Source organism: Oxynema mangrovii CENA135, assembly GCF_016632315.1.
Lineage (GTDB): Bacteria > Cyanobacteriota > Cyanobacteriia > Cyanobacteriales > Laspinemataceae > Oxynema > Oxynema aestuarii.
Genome location: NZ_JAEOXH010000001.1, coordinates 427,084 through 444,506 on the forward strand (window position 1 = coordinate 427,084; position 17,423 = coordinate 444,506).

Below are 17,423 nucleotides of genomic sequence, written 5' to 3' on the forward strand. Positions count from 1 at the left end.
GCCGACAGATGGCCATGCTCCGAGTCACAATGATTGCACCAATTCTGGGAAGTTCATTCTGTATAACAGGATACCGTTTCTAATTTGCAAGCGGCTCCAGCCGGGAAAGCGATCGCCCTATCCGTCCGGTTTACATTGCCGTGTCTAATCCTCGTTTGTCTTGAGTCCGGGCATCCCACGAGGTCTGCCCACGGCGATCGGGGGCGGCAATCGGTGGGGAAATGTTAAGACATTTGTGTTAAATATTCCTGATATCCCAACTCGTCCAAACGCCCTTGTTTTTCGAGGACGGACGCGGCTAATTGTTCGCGATAACGTTGGATGCGATCGCGCAATTCGGGCCGAGTCGCCCCTAAAATCTGAACCGCCAACAAGCCCGCATTTTTAGCATTGCCGATCGCCACCGTCGCCACTGGAATCCCCCCGGGCATCTGGACGATCGAATAGAGCGAATCCACCCCCTGGAGGTGGCGGGTGGTCACGGGAACGCCAATCACGGGTAACGGCGTCAGAGAAGCTACCATCCCCGGCAAATGCGCCGCGCCTCCGGCTCCGGCAATAATCACTTGAATCCCCCGGTGGTGAGCCGTTTGGGCGTACTCCACCATCCGAGTCGGGGTGCGGTGCGCCGAGACGATCGCCACTTCGACCGGGATCTCGAAATCTTCGCAAACCGCGATCGCCGCTTGCATCGTCGGCAAGTCGGAATCGCTACCCATAATGATGCCGATTTGAGGTTCGTTCATTAGAAGTTTAAAGTTGAGATTTGAAAAAAATTGTAGATTTAGAGTGGTTCCCTACCCAAATTCCCAACTCGACTCCTCTTTAGGGCTATTGTCAGCACCCGCGATGAGTACACCAACTCCCCCTCTCAATTCCTCAACAGTGTCTCAGTGCGTCAACTTAGACCTGATTAACGCTCAATTGCCCGGTTATAACGGTTTGCATTGGGTCCGAACCGATCGCGAAGGCTATATCGAATCGATCCAGCCGATGCGCAGTGAAAAACCCCCCGCCCCCTGTTTGGAACAGTGGCAAGAAATGTCCTTGCTCGATGTCAACGGGGATTGGGTCTCTCTCGGCGGCGTAGACCTGCAAATTAACGGCGCCTTGGGCTTGGCGTTTCCCGAGGTCACCGACGCCGACGGCGATCGCCTCCAACAGATTTGCGATCGCCTCTGGGAACAAGGGGTAGACGGCTTTTTACCCACCATTGTCACCACCTCCACCGACAAGATCCAACGGGCCCTCGCCGCGATCGCCGCATGGGCCAGCCACCAACACCCTCAACAACAAACGGCCCAGATCCTCGGCGTCCACCTCGAAGGTCCCTTCCTCAACCCCGCCAAACGGGGCGCCCATCCCGAAGCCGACCTGCAACCCCTCACCCGCGATCGCGTCAACCGGGTTCTGGGGGAATTTGCCGATCTCGTCAAGATCGTCACCCTCGCCCCGGAACTCGACCCCACAGGGGAAGTCATCTCGGAATTGCGATCGCGCGGGATCGTCGTCAGTCTCGGTCATTCCCTCGCCACCGCCGCCCAAGCGAACGACGCCTTCGATCGCGGCGCCTCGATGGTCACCCACGCCTTTAACGCCATGCCGAGTCTGCACCACCGCGAACCCGGCTTACTCGGTCCGGCCATCTTGCGCCCGGACGTGCGCTGCGGCTTAATCGCCGACGGTCAGCACGTCTGCCCGATCGCTATCGAACTACTCCTGCGATCGGCCAATTACGGCAAAGGCGTGTTTCTCGTCAGCGACGCCCTCGCTCCCCTCGGTCTCCCGGATGGCGTCTATCCCTGGGACGAGCGCCAGATCGAAGTCAAAAACGGAACCGCCCGCCTCCCGGACGGCACCCTCGCCGGAACCACCTTACCCCTATTAACGGGAGTCGAAAACTTAGTGCGCTGGGGTTTGTGCGATGTCGGCGAGGCGATCGCCCTGGCGACGGTTTCCCCGCGCAAGGCGATCGGCTTGCCCACCCTCACCGTCGGACAACCCGCCAATCTCCTGCGATGGTCTTATCGAGAAGATACTGGAAACTTGAGCTGGGAACGACTCCAATGCAATCGCCACCGCAATCGTCAGTCGTCGCCGACCGATCCCTAGAACATCCCATACCGTCCGGATGTGACTCCCACGGTCGAGAATCAAACGATTACTCTTGATGAGTTGATTATCGGTTCGTCAGGAGTGTCCTTGAGTCAATCAACTATCCATCCCAGAGTCTAGCTTTGCCTAGGCTCTTTTTTCGATCGCCCCGGCCCGTTCCCGGCCCCTAACTCGCCGTCGGCAGTCCCGTTAAGGTGCGATCGCCTGCAATCACTTCACCGATCGCCCGCGCTTCTATCCCTTGGCTGGTAAACCATTGCAATGCTGCCTCCTGTTGCGAAGCACTCACTACTAACACAAAACCAATCCCCATATTAAAGGTATCGAACATTTCCGGCAGGGCTACCCCTCCCGTCCGTGCCAACCATTGGAAAATGGGCGGTACCGACCAACTCGCCGGATCGATCGCGATCGCTTTGTCTTCGGGCAAACACCGGGGCAAGTTCTCCGGCAACCCGCCCCCGGTAATGTGCGCCATCGCCCGAATCTCGATCCCCTGGCGGCGCGCTTCCAAAATCGGCTTGACGTAAATGCGCGTCGGCGTCAGCAAGATCTCTCCCAAACTGGTTCCGAGTTCTTCCGGGCGATCGCTCCAGTTCCAGCCGCGATCGCTCACAATTTTTCTCACTAAGCTGAACCCATTACTGTGAACCCCCGAACTGGCCAATCCGATCGCCACGTCGCCGACCGCCACCCGCGACCCGTCGAGCAGTTCGCTTTTTTCCGCGACCCCCACGCAAAATCCCGCCAAGTCGTACTCTCCCGGTCCGTAAAATCCCGGCATTTCCGCCGTTTCTCCCCCTTGTAGGGCACATCCGGCCTCTTGGCAGCCTCGGGCAATCCCTTTGACGACGTCGGCGAGTTGTTCCGCTTCCAGTTTGCCCGTCGCTAAATAATCCAGAAAAAAGAGCGGTTCGGCCCCGGAGGTCAGAACGTCGTTGACACACATCGCCACGAGGTCGATCCCTACGGTGTCGTGGCGGTTCAATTGCTGCGCTAATTTGAGTTTGGTTCCGACGCCATCGGTTCCCGACACTAACACGGGTTGTCGGTATCCGGCGGGCAGTTCAAAAAAACCGCTAAATCCGCCAATTCCACCTAAAACTTCCGGTCGGTGCGTACTTTCGACTAAATGGCGGATTTTTTCGACAAATGCTCGTCCCGCTTCGACGTCAACCCCGGCTTCTCGATAATCCATAACTCAATCTACAGTTGCGAATTTACTCTCGCGCTATTGTTCGTCTTCGGTATTCTACTGTCCTACGGGTCTCGCCGCTTCGCCGGGGCGATCGATGTCCTCTTTTTTCCGGCATTTCTACTCTTTTCGCGATTTAGGAAATCAGATGGGCGATCGCCCCCTTTTGTCAACCCACGGGGAAATTTAGGAGCTATGCATAACTTGGCGTTTTTGCGCGTAAATTTTTGATGAAGCGCTCTTACCCCCGAAAATTCGGGAACGTCAGTAAAAATTGCATTCAGAGAAAATCTCATCCGCCCTAAATTTGTAAAGTTTTAGTAAAGTTAGGGGGATTTTCCCCCTTCCACCGATCCCCAATCCTAAAAGTTCGTGTTAGTCTGTTGCAGTTCCAACTATTAAAGTGAACACGAAACGAGTATGAGTTAATGCTCGGGCGTTAAATGGAGTTTCGATCGTGAACAATCCAAAGCTCAATACGACTCGAACTCGGTTTCCGAATCACCTTCACAGTGGATGTATGAAGCAAAGATTTTGGTGGACTACGGCAGTCGTGCTGGTCACGGCGTTCGGGGCGACTTCCTCCAGTCACGCACAGCAGAATCGGCCCGTTGACGGGAGTGGAGAGCCAAGCCTATCGGCCTCCCCATCCGGAGATCGCGCGCAACCGCAAGCGCAGACCGTCTCGTCTGAAGTGAGCGAACTGCAAGCGCGCCGTTCGACCGACGCGATCGAACTCGGCGAGTACCCGTCCGAAACCGAAGCGGGTCAAAGCGAGATCTTGACCAAGATTCACCGACACCAATTCAACGGGCGATCGGCAGCGACCCTGTACGTGCGAGATCTTCCCGTCGTCACCTTCCTGGGAACTGCCGTCAATCGCGAACGGGCCACGGCGACGGTCACCAAAGTGGCGGCAGCACCGGACGACACAGGTGCGACGACCAAAGCGGAAGGAGCCGAGGTCAAGCCAGTCGCCCGGGGGACTTATGAAGAATTTGAAAGGGTCACCAATATTGGAACTGTGGCACCATCGGCATTGTCGCTGCTTTCTCGGGCGATCGCCGCGAATAGCGAGGTAGACAGAAGCGATCCCGTATGGCGGGCTAGCGCGATCGCCGCCAAATTGAACCAGATCGAGCGCACTAATGCCCCCGTAGAGATTGCCTTGACCTGGAACGGTTTAGTCGATAAAGAAGGCGAAATCGTCAGTGAAAGTTATTTGATTAAAGTCGATGACGAAGCGTTATTAGTCGTCGATGAGAATACCCGGCTTCCCGACACCACCGCCAACTTGGAGCAAGATGCGCTGCAGATGACCAATCGCCTGCGCCGTCTGGTCGCCGATGCGGCGCCGTTGAGTCAAGTTGCGAACAAACCCAAACCCAAACCGAAAGCCCCCGAGATCGTCACCAGTCCCGTTCAATTTGTCGTTAACGGCTGGGCCTCGTGGTACGGTCCGGGATTTCACGGACGCTTGAGCGCCAGTGGCGAAGTGTTCGATCAAAACGCACTCACCGCAGCCCACCGAACCTTGCCGTTCGGCACCGAGGTGCGGGTGACGAATTTGAACAACGGGCGATCGATCGTGGTGCGGATCAACGATCGCGGGCCGTTCGTCGGCAATCGCGTGATCGATTTGTCCGCCGCCGCCGCTCAAGTATTGGGGATGATGGATACGGGCGTCGCCCCGGTTCGCCTGGATATTTTGGGAGGGCGCAGGACCGCCTCGAACGTCCGCTAAGGAGTCGATTGAGCCGCGATCGCGACAGGAAAATAAGGACGAGAACATCGATTTTTCCTGTCGCGTTCTCACTCGATCGCAGGAGCCGTAGGGCGCTTTTTGCTAAACTACGGGGCGGAGAGTTGGCAGAGGGATCTGGGGTGTGGTAAAACTGTTGGCCGAAATTGCGCCGTTGCGTTACGAGTTAAAGCAATATCGACCCCGGCAATCGATCGCCTTGGTGCCGACCATGGGAGCGTTACATCGCGGACACCTGAGTTTGATCGAACGGGCGAGACAAGAGAACGAGATCGTCGTCGTCAGTATTTTTGTCAATCCTTTGCAGTTCGGCCCGAATGAAGATTTTCAGCAATATCCCCGGACGTTAGAACGCGATCGCGACATTTGCGATCGCGCGGGGGTGGATGTGATTTTTGCGCCGAATGCGTCAGAAATGTTAGGCGATCCCAACACTTCACCGGAGGATACGCCTCCGGCGTCGCTACGCGAACGCACCGTGGTGATTCCGCCTCAGTCGATGACCCGACATCTGTGCGGGCGATCGCGCGTCGGTCATTTCCAAGGGGTGGCGACGATCGTCACCAAGCTGCTCGATATCGTCCAACCCGATCGCGCCTATTTCGGACAGAAGGACGCCCAACAGCTCGCGATCGTCCGGCGTTTGGTCGCCGATCTCAATTTACCCGTGGAGATTATCGGCTGTCCGATCGTGCGCGAAGCCTCCGGATTGGCGATGAGTTCGCGCAATCGCTATTTAACCGACGAACAGAAACAAGAAGCGGCAGCACTCTATCGCAGTTTGTGCAAAGCCCGTCAGATCTTTCGTGCGGGAGAGCGATCGGCGGCGGCTATAATTGCAACGGTTAAAGCAGAACTGTCTGCAATTGAGGCAATCGAACTGGAGTATTGCGAATTGGTCGAACCGACGACATTAAAACCCTTAGAGACGATTGAAGAATCTGGATTGTTAGCCGTCGCCGCCCGAGTCGGTCTCACTCGCGCGATCGACAATATTATGCTGCACGACCGCCAAGCCATTGTCGCGATCGACGGTCCGGCAGGGGCGGGCAAATCCACGGTCGCGCGCTCGGTCGCCCGAGAATTGGGATTGATGTATCTCGATACGGGAGCGATGTATCGCGCCGTGACTTGGTTGTTGCGCGATCGCGACATTCCCCTCGACGATGAAGCTGCCGTGGAGGAAGTGGTCGCCCAAGCTGAAATTCGCTTGCAAGTCCCGGACGACGATCCGCAAGCCCCTTGCCAAGTGTGGATTAACGATCGCGACGTTACCGAAGCGATTCGCTCTTTGGACGTGACCGCCCACGTGTCCGCCGTCGCCGCCTTGGGCTGCGTGCGTCGCTATTTGCTGAAACAACAACAGCGTTACGGTCGTCAGGGCGGCGTAGTTGCAGAAGGACGCGATATTGGCACCCACGTGTTCCCCGATGCGGAGTTGAAGATTTTCTTAACTGCATCGGTAGAAGAACGCGCCCGTCGCCGCCATCAAGATCTCGCCGATCGCGGTGAAGGACAGATCGGTCTCGAACGACTCGCCCGGGATTTACAAGAACGAGATCGTAAAGATAGTACGCGGGACATTGCTCCCCTGATGAAAGCTCCCGACGCGATCGAAATCGATACGGACGGTCTGAGCATCGAACAAGTGGTGCGCGCGATCGTCGATCGATATCGCGATCGCCATTTGTAAAGTGGGATCCTCCCCTGGCGGCTCCTTCTCGATCGCCCTCGCTCGGAATTGAACCGGGTTCTTCTGGCCCGTGCCAATTCTCCGGTTGCGGTCGGTCGGGGGATGAAACTCCCGAGAGAGATTCACATTCACCCTCTCTCGGGAAGCCGCCAACCATCGATCTAAGCTCGAGCGGGTTTCATTTCAGATGGAAAGCTGCCGATTGATGCGATCGGGTAGGACATTCCAGCTCGTTTCCCCGCCTGTGGAAATCTGGCGAGGTGTTTCTACATGAGTTTATTGAGAAGTGCTAGAGAGTCGATCTCCGTTCTCCGACGGATGTACTACATTTCCTCAAGCTGTCATTTCTGGAATGTCGTTGCTGGAAAAACGGGCATTCAGCCATCAGGTTTGTGCCTGAGTCGAGCGAAAGTTGCGGTAACCATCGCTCGTTATCGCTCGTTTTCGCCCAGTCTCGATCGCCGATCGCTCGATTGTTAAATCTTCTCCTTGCCATGAGGGTGCCATAACGATTCGCTCTTGCTTGACAACTCCGAAAAAATATCATTTAGGAGATTGAATTTGGCAACCTTTCGTCCCTCGGCTATTTGGCAAAAACTGGCGATCGCCCTCGGCGCTACCCTCGCCAGTCTCCTTGCGGGTTCGTTTTTTCCTTCGAGCCACGTTTCCTCTCACGCCTTTCCTTTTTTATCTTTCTTGAAACGAGAAACGAAGGTACGAGACTCTTATTCCCCTCCGGTCAATGCTTTACAATTCGGTCGGGTTTCGATCGCCCGTCTCGATAACTTTCAACAGGCGATCGAGCAAAAACAAATTGAAAAAGAAAAGCGGTTAATTGTTGACGTTCCTGTTTCTTTTCAAGGAACGACGATTTACGATGTCGAATTAGGGAGCGAACAGAAATATATTGCCCTAACTTTCGATGACGGACCGTGGCCGAACTATACCGAACAAGTTTTAGATATTCTCAAACAGAATCAAGTTCCGGGAACGTTCTTTTGGATTGGCAAGCATTTAAAAGCTTTTCCCGAGATCGCCAAAAAAGTAGTCGCCGACGGCCATGCGATCGCCAATCACACCTGGAGTCACCACTATCACCCCGTCCCCCCGGAAGTCGCCGCCCGAGAAATCGAAGATACCGCCTCGTTAATCTACGAAATCACGGGGGTGCAAACCAGAATTTTTCGCCCCCCCGGTGGCGTTCTTACTAATGGTTTGGCGAGTTATGCCCGCAGCCAAAACTATCTCGTCGCCATGTGGTCGAGTGATGCCCGAGAAGCTAGCTTACCCTCGTTACAACAATTAATTAATAATGTGGTCAATACGGCCCGTTCGGGTGGCATCGTCCTCATGCACGATGGTGGCGGCGATCGCTCGGTGACCGTTCGAGCATTACCGACGATTATCGCCGCACTCAAACAGCGTCAATATCAATTCTTAACTTTACCCGAACTGCTCGAACTCAAAGAACGAGAGTTACAACAACCACCGGAAACGGAACCACCTGCGGAAGTTCAAACGCCGAAACCGGATGGAATTGAGTAAGAAGGGAAGAGGGAAGAGGCAAAAGGCAATAAAAAAGGCAGTCCCCGACTCCCTTCGGTTGACTGCCTTCTTTTGTAGGAATTGCGCAATTGGACGATCGCGGGGAACTCGAATCGATGCGCGTTCCCCCGATCTCCAGAAACTACCTCATTAGGCTTTTACCGCAACCTTTTCCCCTGCCGCTTGCGCACTGGCTTCCGGCGTGTCGGCTTCCGAAGGTGGTACGACTTGCCAGAACTGGGGCAAATATTGTTCCCAATTGGCTAAAATCGCCTTCGCTTTGCCGCTTCCCGTGCGTTCGGCGTGCAGTTCGATCAGTTCTCGTAACTGTTTCTCCCCTGCTGGGGTGCTGACGCGCTGAATACTGACAATTTCCGGATTGACTTTCGCCGGGAAACTGTCATCTTCATCTAAGAAGTAGGCCAAACCGCCTGTCATCCCGGCGCCGACGTTACGTCCGGCTTTACCGAGAACGACGATAACGCCGCCCGTCATGTACTCGCAGCAGTGATCTCCCGCGCCTTCGATGACGGCTTTACCCATCGAGTTGCGAACGCCGAAGCGTTCTCCGGCTTGACCTCGGGCGAGGAGAACGCCACCCGTGGCGCCGTAGAGGCAGGTGTTGCCGACGATCGCATTTTCCGCCGGGTCGTAGTTGGCGGCGGCGGGAGGATAAATAATAATCTCGCCGCCGTGCATCCCTTTACCGACGTAATCGTTACTTTCGCCTTCGAGAATCAGGCTCATTCCCGGCAAGTTGAAGGCGCCGAAGCTTTGACCTGCGGCCCCTTGGAACTTGAGGGTAATCTGACCTTGAAAGCCCGTATTGCCGTATTGAGAGGCAATATGTCCGGCAAGTCGGGCGCCGACGCTGCGATCGGTATTCACCAGGGGAATCGTTTTTTCGACGGTTCCTTGATTTTGGATGGCGGCTTGAATCTGGGCATCGGCGAGTAACTGGTCGTCGAGGACCGGACCGTTACTGTGAACGGGCCCGTGATTTAACCAGGAGCGATCGCCGCGAGTATCGGGTAACTCGGTGATGCAGTCGAGATTGAGCGTCCCCGTTTTAGTCAGGTTCAAATTCGCGGTCGGGGTCAGCAGGTCGGCGCGACCGATTACTTCGTCGAGAGAACGATAGCCGAGTTTGGCGAGCAGACTGCGGACTTCTTCGGCGATGAAGTAGAAGAAGTTGACCACGTGTTCGGGAACACCCGTGAAGCGCGCTCGCAGTTTTTCTTGCTGGGTGGCGACGCCGACGGGGCAGGAGTTGGTATGGCAGATGCGGGCCATGATGCAGCCTTCGGCGATCATGGCGATCGAGCCGAAGCCGAACTCTTCGGCGCCCATTAAGGCACCCATCAGCACATCCCAACCCGTTTTCAAACCGCCATCGACGCGCAGGACGACGCGATCGCGCAGTTTGTTTTCCATCAAGACGCGGTGAACTTCAGTCAATCCCAGTTCCCACGGGGTTCCGGCGTGTTTGATCGAGGAGAGTGGCGAGGCTCCGGTTCCGCCGTCGTGACCGGAAATTTGAATGATATCGGCGTTCGCTTTCGCCACCCCGGCGGCGATCGTGCCGATGCCGATTTCCGCCACTAATTTCACCGAAACCCCCGCATTCGGGTTGATTTGGTGCAGGTCGAAGATCAATTGCGCCAAATCTTCGATGGAATAGATATCGTGGTGCGGCGGCGGCGAAATCAGGGAAACGCCGGGTTTCGATCGCCGCAGCATGGCGATGTAGGGGCTCACTTTCTTGCCGGGAAGCTGTCCGCCTTCACCGGGTTTCGCCCCTTGGGCGACCTTAATTTCGATCTGCTTGGCATTCATCAGGTACTCGGGAGTGACCCCAAAGCGTCCCGACGCCACCTGTTTGATCGCCGAAGAGGCCGTATCGCCGTTACGCAAGCCTTTTAAGTGAGGCAGTAAGGGGGAATGGCCCCGTTCGTCCACGTCGTCGAGGACTTTAAAACGAGTCGGATCTTCGCCGCCTTCGCCGGAGTTGGATTTCCCGCCGAGGCGGTTCATGGCGATCGCCAAAGTCTCGTGAGCTTCCCGCGACAGGGCGCCCAAAGACATCCCCCCGGTGCAGAAGCGCTTGACAATCGCTTCGACGGGTTCGACCTCTTCGATCGCGATCGAGGGGCGATCGCTGTTAAAGTCGAGCAAATCCCGCAAAGCCGTGCGCGGACGCCCTTGCAAATACTTCTGATAAACCGTGTAGTGGTCGTAACCGCTCTTCGCCGTTTCCGCCACCGCGCCGTTGCCATTTCCGGCGGCCTCACCTTGGAAGCTGGCGACCGCTTTATGCAGCGCTTTCGCCATTTCCGGGCTGTTCATGTGGTACTCGCCCCCGGGACGGTATTGGATGAACCCGAGGTTTTCCAGTTTCTTGGTACTCAGTTCCGGGAACGCTTTCTTATGGAAGGCCAACACTTCTTGGGCCAGTTCTTCGACGCTCAAGCCGCCGACCCGGGAAGTGGTTCCGGAAAACGCCAGTTCCAACAGCTCGTTACCGATGCCGATCGCCTCGAAAATTTGGGCGCCGTGATAGCTCGACAGCAGGGAAATGCCCATTTTCGAGAGAATCTTCAACAAGCCCAATTCGACCGCATGGCGGTAATTCCCTTGCGCTTGCTCCACGGACAGTTGCGGCAATTTGCCCCGTTCCATCTGTTTCTGGGTTTTGGCATCGGCCCACCAGTGGCGCACGGTTTCTAAGGCCAAATAGGGGCAAATGGCACTAGCTCCGTAGCCGATCGCGCAAGCGAAATGATGGGTACTCCAGCATTGCGCCGTATCGACCACCAGGGAGGCTTTCATCCGCAACCCTTGGCGGATCAAGTGGTGGTGAACCGCACCGACGGCGAGCAGGGGCGGAATGTAGGTGGTTTCGGCGTTGAGGGCACACTGCCCGCCAGAGCGATCGCTTAAAATTAAGATTTTCGTTCCTGCGCGCACGGCTTGCGCCGCCCGTTCGCAAAGGCGATCGACGGCGGTGCGTAAGGCGCCCGGACCGCCGGAAATTGAGAACAAGGTACTCAAGGTCTCGGTTTGGAAGCCACTGCTGCGAATGCTTTCTAATTCGGCTTCGTTGAGTACCGGGGTCTCGATCTTCAACTGTCCGGCATATTCCGGCTTGACTTCGAGCAGGTTCCCCCGTTCGCCGAGGACCATGTTCAGCGACATCACCAAGCTTTCGCGCAAGGGGTCGATCGCCGGATTGGTCACCTGGGCGAATCGTTGTTTGAAATAGTCGTAGAGTAAGTGCGGTTTTTCCGACAGCACGGCCAGGGGAATGTCATCTCCCATGCAGAAGGTCGGCTCTTTCCCGGCGCTGGCCATGTCTTGGATAATCATTTCCACGTCTTCCGTGGTGTAGCCGAACGCGGTTTGCCGTTGCAGGAGGGTGTTGTCTTCCAAACGCGCTTGCCCTTCAAAGCTTTGCGGCTCTAATTGGGCGCGGTGTTCCGCCAGCCAGGTGCCGTACGGTTGGCTGCGGGCAATCCGTTCTTTGATTTCCCAGTTTTTGAGGATTTCGTGACTTTCGAGATCCACCGCAATCATTTGACCCGGCCCCAAGCGTCCTTTTTCGACGATTTCGGCTTCGGGAAGTTCGACGACTCCGGCTTCGGAGGCGACGACGATGTAGCCGTCTTTGGTGATGACGTAACGGGCCGGGCGCAAGCCGTTGCGATCGAGGGTGGCGCCGATTTGCTTGCCGTCGCCGAAGACGAGCAAGGCCGGACCGTCCCACGCTTCTTGGATGCCGCTATAGTATTCGTAAAAATCGACGATTTCTTGGCGATTCGCCAGTTCTGGCTGATTTTGGTACGCTTCGGGCACCATGACGGTGAGGGCTTCCATCGGCGATCGCCCGGAAAGTACCAGCAGTTCCATGACGTTATCGAGGGTCGCCGAGTCGCTGTTCTCTCGGCTGACAATCGGTTTGAGATCCTCGATGCGATCGCCCCACACCGGATGGGTCAAATCCACTTCGCGCGCCATCATCCAGTTAATATTGCCCAGCAGGGTGTTAATTTCCCCGTTGTGCCCGAGCAGCCTCATCGGCTGGGCGAGGGGCCATCGCGGCATCGTATTCGTGCTGAACCGTCGGTGGTACACCGCAAAGTGACTGACGTAATCGGGATCTTTGAGATCCAGATAGAAGTCTCCTAGCACGGCGGAGCGCACCATACCTTTGTAGACGATCGTGCGGCTGGAGAACGAACAAATATAAAAATTATCGCCCCAGGTCAGCCGATCGTCGGCGGCGATCGCTTTGCCGATCGACCGCCGCGCTAAATACAACCGCCGTTCGAGTGCGTCTCCACTCACCCCTTCGGCTTCGACGATCAGTTGTTGACACCCGGGTTGATTTTCTCGGGCCTGGATCCCTAACACGTCCGGATTGACGGGAACCGGACGCCAGGCGATCGCTTTCAACCCCTCGCTGTCGAGGACTCCCTCGACGACTTCGCGCGCGATGCTGAATTCCTGCGGATCTCGCGGCACGAACATCATCGCCACCCCCAAACTTTCACGGGGGGGCAAACTCTGAGCGCTCTTGGCTAAATCCCGTTCGAGCAGAGCCCAGGGGATGGCACTCATCACTCCGGCTCCATCTCCGGAATCTCGGTCTGCCGAACAACCGCCGCGATGTTCCAGACAGGTTAAGGCACTTAAAGCTTTGGCAACAATCTCGTGATTGGCAGCCTGACGCGGATTGGCAATGAATCCGACGCCACAGGCATCCCGTTCTTCGACCAACCATCGTTGGCCTCCATACCCAGCTTCTAACCCCTGATTCATTGGTTTATTCTGATTCAACGCTCTCCCTCCCGGAGTGGCTTACTGTATTTGTTGACTCAAGACTGACGAGGATGGCACCGTGCCTAGAACGGTCGCGCGACGAGTTGACTTGGCTGTAGCGCTGCGATCGAGGCAGTTCGTTCGCCGAGGATCGAACGGTTAATGGTAATTTCCCTCTTTTTCGGGGAAGCGGAGCCGGATCGGACGACGCACTGGCTCCTTTCTGGCGACTTGCCGAGTCGGCTGCAGTCGCATTCGCTTCATTCGATCGTTCATTTTTAATTCCCGCGCTTTGACTCCCCGGCGGCTGCGGGCTAAGGAAAATCTAGTCTCTTCACCGTTGCTCCAACGGGGGCGATCGCGATAGCCAAATCCTTGAAAAGCAAAAAATTAATTTCAGAGGTAACTACTAATTTCAGAGGTAACTACTATCTTAAACAAAAACAGCTCAAAAGCAGATATCGCCAAATTCCTCTCCTTTGGGGATCGCCAGAACTGCCGGGTCAACGATTTGCTTTTCAACTCTGCTTGCCGTTACTCGATGCTCGTTCAATGCTTTTCTCCCTATTTCTTGCCGCCGTCGATCGTCGTTTCCCTTTCTCTTGAGCGAGATCTCCGCCGCGTTGTCCGCTTGTCTCACTCCACCATCCCACTAGCGCTTTCCAGTATAGATTGACCACCTCCCCCACTTAAGCCATCTGTTTACGCTTGATGTCCTTCAAGTGGGGAAGTCCAGTCCCTCGCGACACTGGTTTTCTGCTTCGTCCCGTGCCAACTAGAGCATCGTAACCGATACTCCCCGTCACTTCCAGTCCACAGAGATTTTCTGCTCGTTTGAGTGCAAACCCTTCTGGAATCGACCTTGACTGTCGCCATCGAACCCATCCTAGTTTGGGAAACTCGATCGCATCACTCCTTATCGGGTCTTTCCCTAATTGAGGAAAAACAAACGAACGCATCCGATACTTACTTTTAAAACGAGGGCAGCCCAACCCCTTGACTTTCAGGTCATCCCCAGCTCGGTCTAAAGTCCTTAAAACCTGCTGTACAACTTGGGAGTGAACTGTTTTTAGTTGAGAGTATTGTTTTTTGGCCTCGGTTAATTGCTTGGCTTGCCTGTCATCGTTTGGGAAGGGTTCGTCAGCCGCAATGATGTATTCAGATTGAATCGAGCAAGCATGAATAGGAGACTTACGGGAGCTACACCCATTTTTACGCTGTCCAAGGGCAAAGTTCCAAACCGAACGACATCCATCTAGAGTAGATTCGATGACGGCCATCTGTTCGGCACTGGGTTGTAACTTGTATTCGTAAGTCATGGTTAGCATGAAGACGGGATAGTTGATCTGGACTGCATCGCTGTGTAAAGGATTTAAAGCATTTGCCAACGATCGGGGCATCGAACCGCTTAGTTGGCTTGTGGGAGTCGATCTATGCCCGCCCTCAAACATTTCTCGTCTGGACGACTCGCTCGTTTTTGAGGACGGGGTTTTATAGCTCCCTCAAACTCCCTCGTTCCGAAAAATAATATATAAGTGATTCTCATCTGGCAATCCCTTACACGGTGAGTCGGAGCGATCGCCTCGGCATTCGGTGAATCGTTCGTTTTCCGCTTACGCTCGTCCCCTCCCTCGCCTCGGTAATCTCGGGAGCGAGCGACCCGATCGCTTGTCCGGTCTCTTTTTCGCTCCACGGGCGGCGCCGACTCCCTACGAGTCTGACCGCCTTCGGCGATCGTCCCCCCGTCTCGAAGAGATCGGAATCGCACCCTCGGTTCGAGGGGAGGCTCCTCAATTCAACCCGTGTTCTCGGAGGCTGTTCGCTTGCTTCCGCTCCCTGCCGATGAGGATTGAAGCGAGGAAATGTCTTTACCGCTTGTCGTTCTTCGGAAAGATTCTTTTGTGAAACAATCCGAAGGCCGACGGATCTTTCCAATTGTGTTTATTATGAACCGATTTACTCGAAAATAAGTCAAGAGATCTTGATAGTCCTCTGAGGGTCTACATTCCAAGCTTTATTTTGTTGTCCCAACTCCGTTGATTTTCAAATAACTTTTTTTGAGTAAATCTACTTAAAAGTTGACGGGAAGGTGAGTACAAATACGCGATCGCCTCGGCCTAACCCTCCACCTAATCCCTATCCATCTTCGGAGATCGTCGCAGTGCAGCAGCAAGTGATTCGTTTTTCCCGGGTTGCTTTTTCCGTTACTATCAAGTCTAAAAAGATGATTTAAAACAGGTTTGCGCTCTAGAGTCAGCCCCCAACTTTCGGCGATCGCTCCATCTCAACTGAGGTTGTCTCCCCGACTCCCTTTTTATTTTTGACGCTAAAAATAGCGGCTTTTTAATAAAGTTCCTTTAAAGGATCGAAGCTCTGATTAAAGACTTGATGTAGATCGGTTAAATTCATTTCACGAACGGATGACACCACCGCGATCGAGTTGTTAGGCTGAACGGGAAAGATTCGATAACTCGTTTCTCCTCCTCACGGTTCGCCGCTTCCACGGCTTCTGACGTCCCCACCCGGGAGCCGTATCGATCGCCCGCACGATGACTCGCACTTCGGGATCGACCGGAGTTGTCCCATCGAGTCCCAGTGTTCGAGGGGGTTAGATGCAACTCCCAACCTTTTCGGAACTTACAGCTTTATCAGGAGACAGGATTATGGTTAACGTCCAACCCAGCACTCGTGATGCAGGAGTCTCGACCCCGGTCGGTTCTCCCCCCGGCGTCGCCGCGACGGAATTGCGACCCTGGGGGTCTTTCACGGTTCTTGAAGAAGGAAAAGATTATAAAATTAAAAGAATTGAAGTTAAACCGGGTCATCGGTTGAGTTTGCAAATGCACCACCACCGCAGCGAACATTGGATCGTGGTTTGCGGTACGGCGAAAGTGGTTTGTGGCGATCGCGAATTGATGCTCACTAGCAACCAATCGACTTACGTCCCCCAATGCACCAATCATCGGCTGGAAAATCCCGGCGTCATTCCCCTAGTTTTGATTGAAGTTCAAAACGGCGAGTATTTAGGGGAAGATGACATCGTTCGCTTCCAAGATGACTATGCTCGCACCAAGTCTTAACAAGTCTTCATTAGTCCGCGCCAGCCATTCGACCGTCAATCCCTTGGCGGTCGATGCTGTTCTTGTTTGACCCCCTAGGCGACCAAGGCGTTTACTTGTCGATCGCGCGCCCCTACAATCAAACTACAGTTGAAGGTCATCGTTATCGCTTTAATGATTCATCTGAGTAAGACGGCCTTGAAAGAAGTTAGCCGCCTGAAAGCTAAGCAAAATAACCCGGATGCGGTGTTTCGCGTCGGAATTGGCGCCGGAAGCTGTGCGAGTTTTTGCTATAGCCTCCAGTTTGATTCGTCTGTGGGAGCCGAGGATACCGTATTTGAGAGTAACGGGCTTCGCGTTGTTGTCGATCGCGCCAGCTTGAATTACCTTGACGGTCTGACGATCGATTATTCTGAGGATCTGATGGGGGGCGCCTTTCGCTTTCACAACCCCAACGCTACCGAAACTTGTGGTTGCAGTAACGCTTTTGAGGTCGATCGCGATCGTCTCAACTCCGTTTAAGAGCGGCAGTTAGGCTAGAGCGCGATCGCGGCGAGACGTCCATTTTGAAGGCGATCGCCACTCGGGTCGATCCCCTCTCGCGGGCGATCGCCGCCCTTTTTCGAGCCAAAAAATTGACAGGCACTCATCAAACCCGATATAGTTGTAGTTTGTTAGAAAGATACAAACGCAAACCTTTGCAAAAGCTGTAGCTCATGCCCACAATTCAGCAGCTCATTCGTAGTGAACGCCAAAAAATTCAGAAGAAAACCAAATCGCCCGCTCTGAAAAGTTGCCCCCAGCGTCGGGGAGTCTGCACGCGCGTTTACACCACCACCCCCAAAAAGCCGAACTCCGCCCTGCGGAAAGTGGCTCGGGTTCGCTTGACATCTGGGTTTGAAGTCACCGCCTATATTCCGGGCATCGGTCACAACCTTCAAGAACACTCCGTCGTGATGATTCGAGGCGGTCGGGTTAAAGATTTACCTGGCGTGCGCTACCACATCATCCGTGGCACCTTAGATACTGCCGGAGTGAAAGATCGCCGTCAAGGTCGCTCCAAGTACGGAGCCAAGCGTCCTAAGTAATTGCCGCTCTCTTTAAAGATCGAGTCACGCTTCGAGTAGCTCGCCATGACAACGCCTGACGAGCCTCGCGGCGATCGGTCAAGGAAAAACCAACGGGTTCGCCTGTCAGTCGAGTTTTGCTAATAAAGAGCGCAACTTCATCTCTGAA

11 protein-coding genes are annotated in these 17,423 nt (G+C 54.9%); 7 read left to right on the plus strand and 4 right to left on the minus strand.

Translation table 11 applies throughout. The annotated features are described in order from the left end of the window. Window positions 1–224 precede the first annotated feature (224 nt). Entirely contained in the window at window positions 225–746 is a 522-nt protein-coding gene (gene purE / locus JJD41_RS01665; protein WP_200664432.1) for a 5-(carboxyamino)imidazole ribonucleotide mutase, read from the minus strand. 103 nt (window positions 747–849) lie between these two features. Here purE and nagA point away from each other — a divergent pair, with 103 nt between their 5' ends. After that, entirely contained in the window at window positions 850–2,112 is a 1,263-nt protein-coding gene (gene nagA, locus JJD41_RS01670) for an N-acetylglucosamine-6-phosphate deacetylase (RefSeq protein ID WP_200664433.1), read from the plus strand. A 169-nt stretch (window positions 2,113–2,281) separates the two neighbouring features. Here nagA and purM read toward each other — a convergent pair whose 3' ends face one another. After that, a complete protein-coding gene (purM, locus tag JJD41_RS01675) occupies window positions 2,282–3,313 on the minus strand; it encodes a phosphoribosylformylglycinamidine cyclo-ligase (RefSeq protein WP_200664434.1) in 1,032 nt (343 codons plus the stop codon). A 517-nt stretch (window positions 3,314–3,830) separates the two neighbouring features. Between purM and JJD41_RS01680 the strand changes: the two genes are divergently transcribed. The 3 genes from JJD41_RS01680 (at window position 3,831) to JJD41_RS01690 (ending at window position 8,310) form a co-directional block, all read left to right on the plus strand. Then, window positions 3,831–5,054, plus strand: a complete 1,224-nt coding sequence (locus JJD41_RS01680; protein WP_200664435.1) for a septal ring lytic transglycosylase RlpA family protein — start codon at window positions 3,831–3,833, stop codon at window positions 5,052–5,054. A 142-nt stretch (window positions 5,055–5,196) separates the two neighbouring features. After that, window positions 5,197–6,765: a bifunctional pantoate--beta-alanine ligase/(d)CMP kinase gene (locus JJD41_RS01685; protein ID WP_200664436.1), complete on the plus strand. Its 1,569-nt coding sequence runs from the start codon at window positions 5,197–5,199 to the stop codon at window positions 6,763–6,765. Window positions 6,766–7,326: 561 nt separating this feature from the next. Next, on the plus strand, window positions 7,327–8,310 hold the full coding sequence (locus JJD41_RS01690; protein WP_234488464.1) for a polysaccharide deacetylase family protein: 984 nt from the start codon (window positions 7,327–7,329) through the stop codon (window positions 8,308–8,310). A gap of 150 nt (window positions 8,311–8,460) precedes the next feature. Here JJD41_RS01690 and JJD41_RS01695 read toward each other — a convergent pair whose 3' ends face one another. After that, window positions 8,461–13,128 carry a glutamate synthase-related protein gene (locus JJD41_RS01695; protein WP_200664437.1) on the minus strand — a complete coding sequence of 1,556 codons (4,668 nt, stop codon included), beginning with the start codon at window positions 13,126–13,128 and terminating at the stop codon, window positions 8,461–8,463. Between the two features lie 689 nt (window positions 13,129–13,817). Beyond that, window positions 13,818–14,516, minus strand: a complete 699-nt coding sequence (locus tag JJD41_RS01700; protein ID WP_234488465.1) for an RNA-guided endonuclease InsQ/TnpB family protein — start codon at window positions 14,514–14,516, stop codon at window positions 13,818–13,820. 1,275 nt (window positions 14,517–15,791) lie between these two features. Here JJD41_RS01700 and JJD41_RS01705 point away from each other — a divergent pair. The 3 genes from JJD41_RS01705 to rpsL all read left to right on the plus strand — a co-directional run bounded on the left by JJD41_RS01705 (window position 15,792) and on the right by rpsL (window position 17,275). After that, the gene (locus tag JJD41_RS01705; RefSeq protein WP_200664438.1) at window positions 15,792–16,208 is read left to right on the plus strand and encodes a cupin domain-containing protein; all 417 of its coding nucleotides are present in this window, start codon (window positions 15,792–15,794) and stop codon (window positions 16,206–16,208) included. 129 nt (window positions 16,209–16,337) lie between these two features. Then, a complete protein-coding gene (locus tag JJD41_RS01710) occupies window positions 16,338–16,709 on the plus strand; it encodes a HesB/IscA family protein (RefSeq protein WP_370583699.1) in 372 nt (123 codons plus the stop codon). 194 nt (window positions 16,710–16,903) lie between these two features. Further along, a complete protein-coding gene (gene rpsL, locus JJD41_RS01715; RefSeq protein WP_168570733.1) occupies window positions 16,904–17,275 on the plus strand; it encodes a 30S ribosomal protein S12 in 372 nt (123 codons plus the stop codon). The last annotated feature ends 148 nt before the right edge of the window (window positions 17,276–17,423 follow it).

Bases quoted from the DNA above. Each gene is read 5' to 3' on its own strand.
- JJD41_RS01705 (WP_200664438.1), top strand. From the start codon at position 15,792: ATGGTTAACGTCCAACCCAGCACTCGTGATGCAGGAGTCTCGACCCCG.
- purM (WP_200664434.1), bottom strand. From the start codon at position 3,313: ATGGATTATCGAGAAGCCGGGGTTGACGTCGAAGCGGGACGAGCATTT.
- rpsL (WP_168570733.1), top strand. From the start codon at position 16,904: ATGCCCACAATTCAGCAGCTCATTCGTAGTGAACGCCAAAAAATTCAG.
- JJD41_RS01695 (WP_200664437.1), bottom strand. From the start codon at position 13,128: ATGAATCAGGGGTTAGAAGCTGGGTATGGAGGCCAACGATGGTTGGTC.
- nagA (WP_200664433.1), top strand. From the start codon at position 850: ATGAGTACACCAACTCCCCCTCTCAATTCCTCAACAGTGTCTCAGTGC.
- purE (WP_200664432.1), bottom strand. From the start codon at position 746: ATGAACGAACCTCAAATCGGCATCATTATGGGTAGCGATTCCGACTTG.
- JJD41_RS01680 (WP_200664435.1), top strand. From the start codon at position 3,831: ATGAAGCAAAGATTTTGGTGGACTACGGCAGTCGTGCTGGTCACGGCG.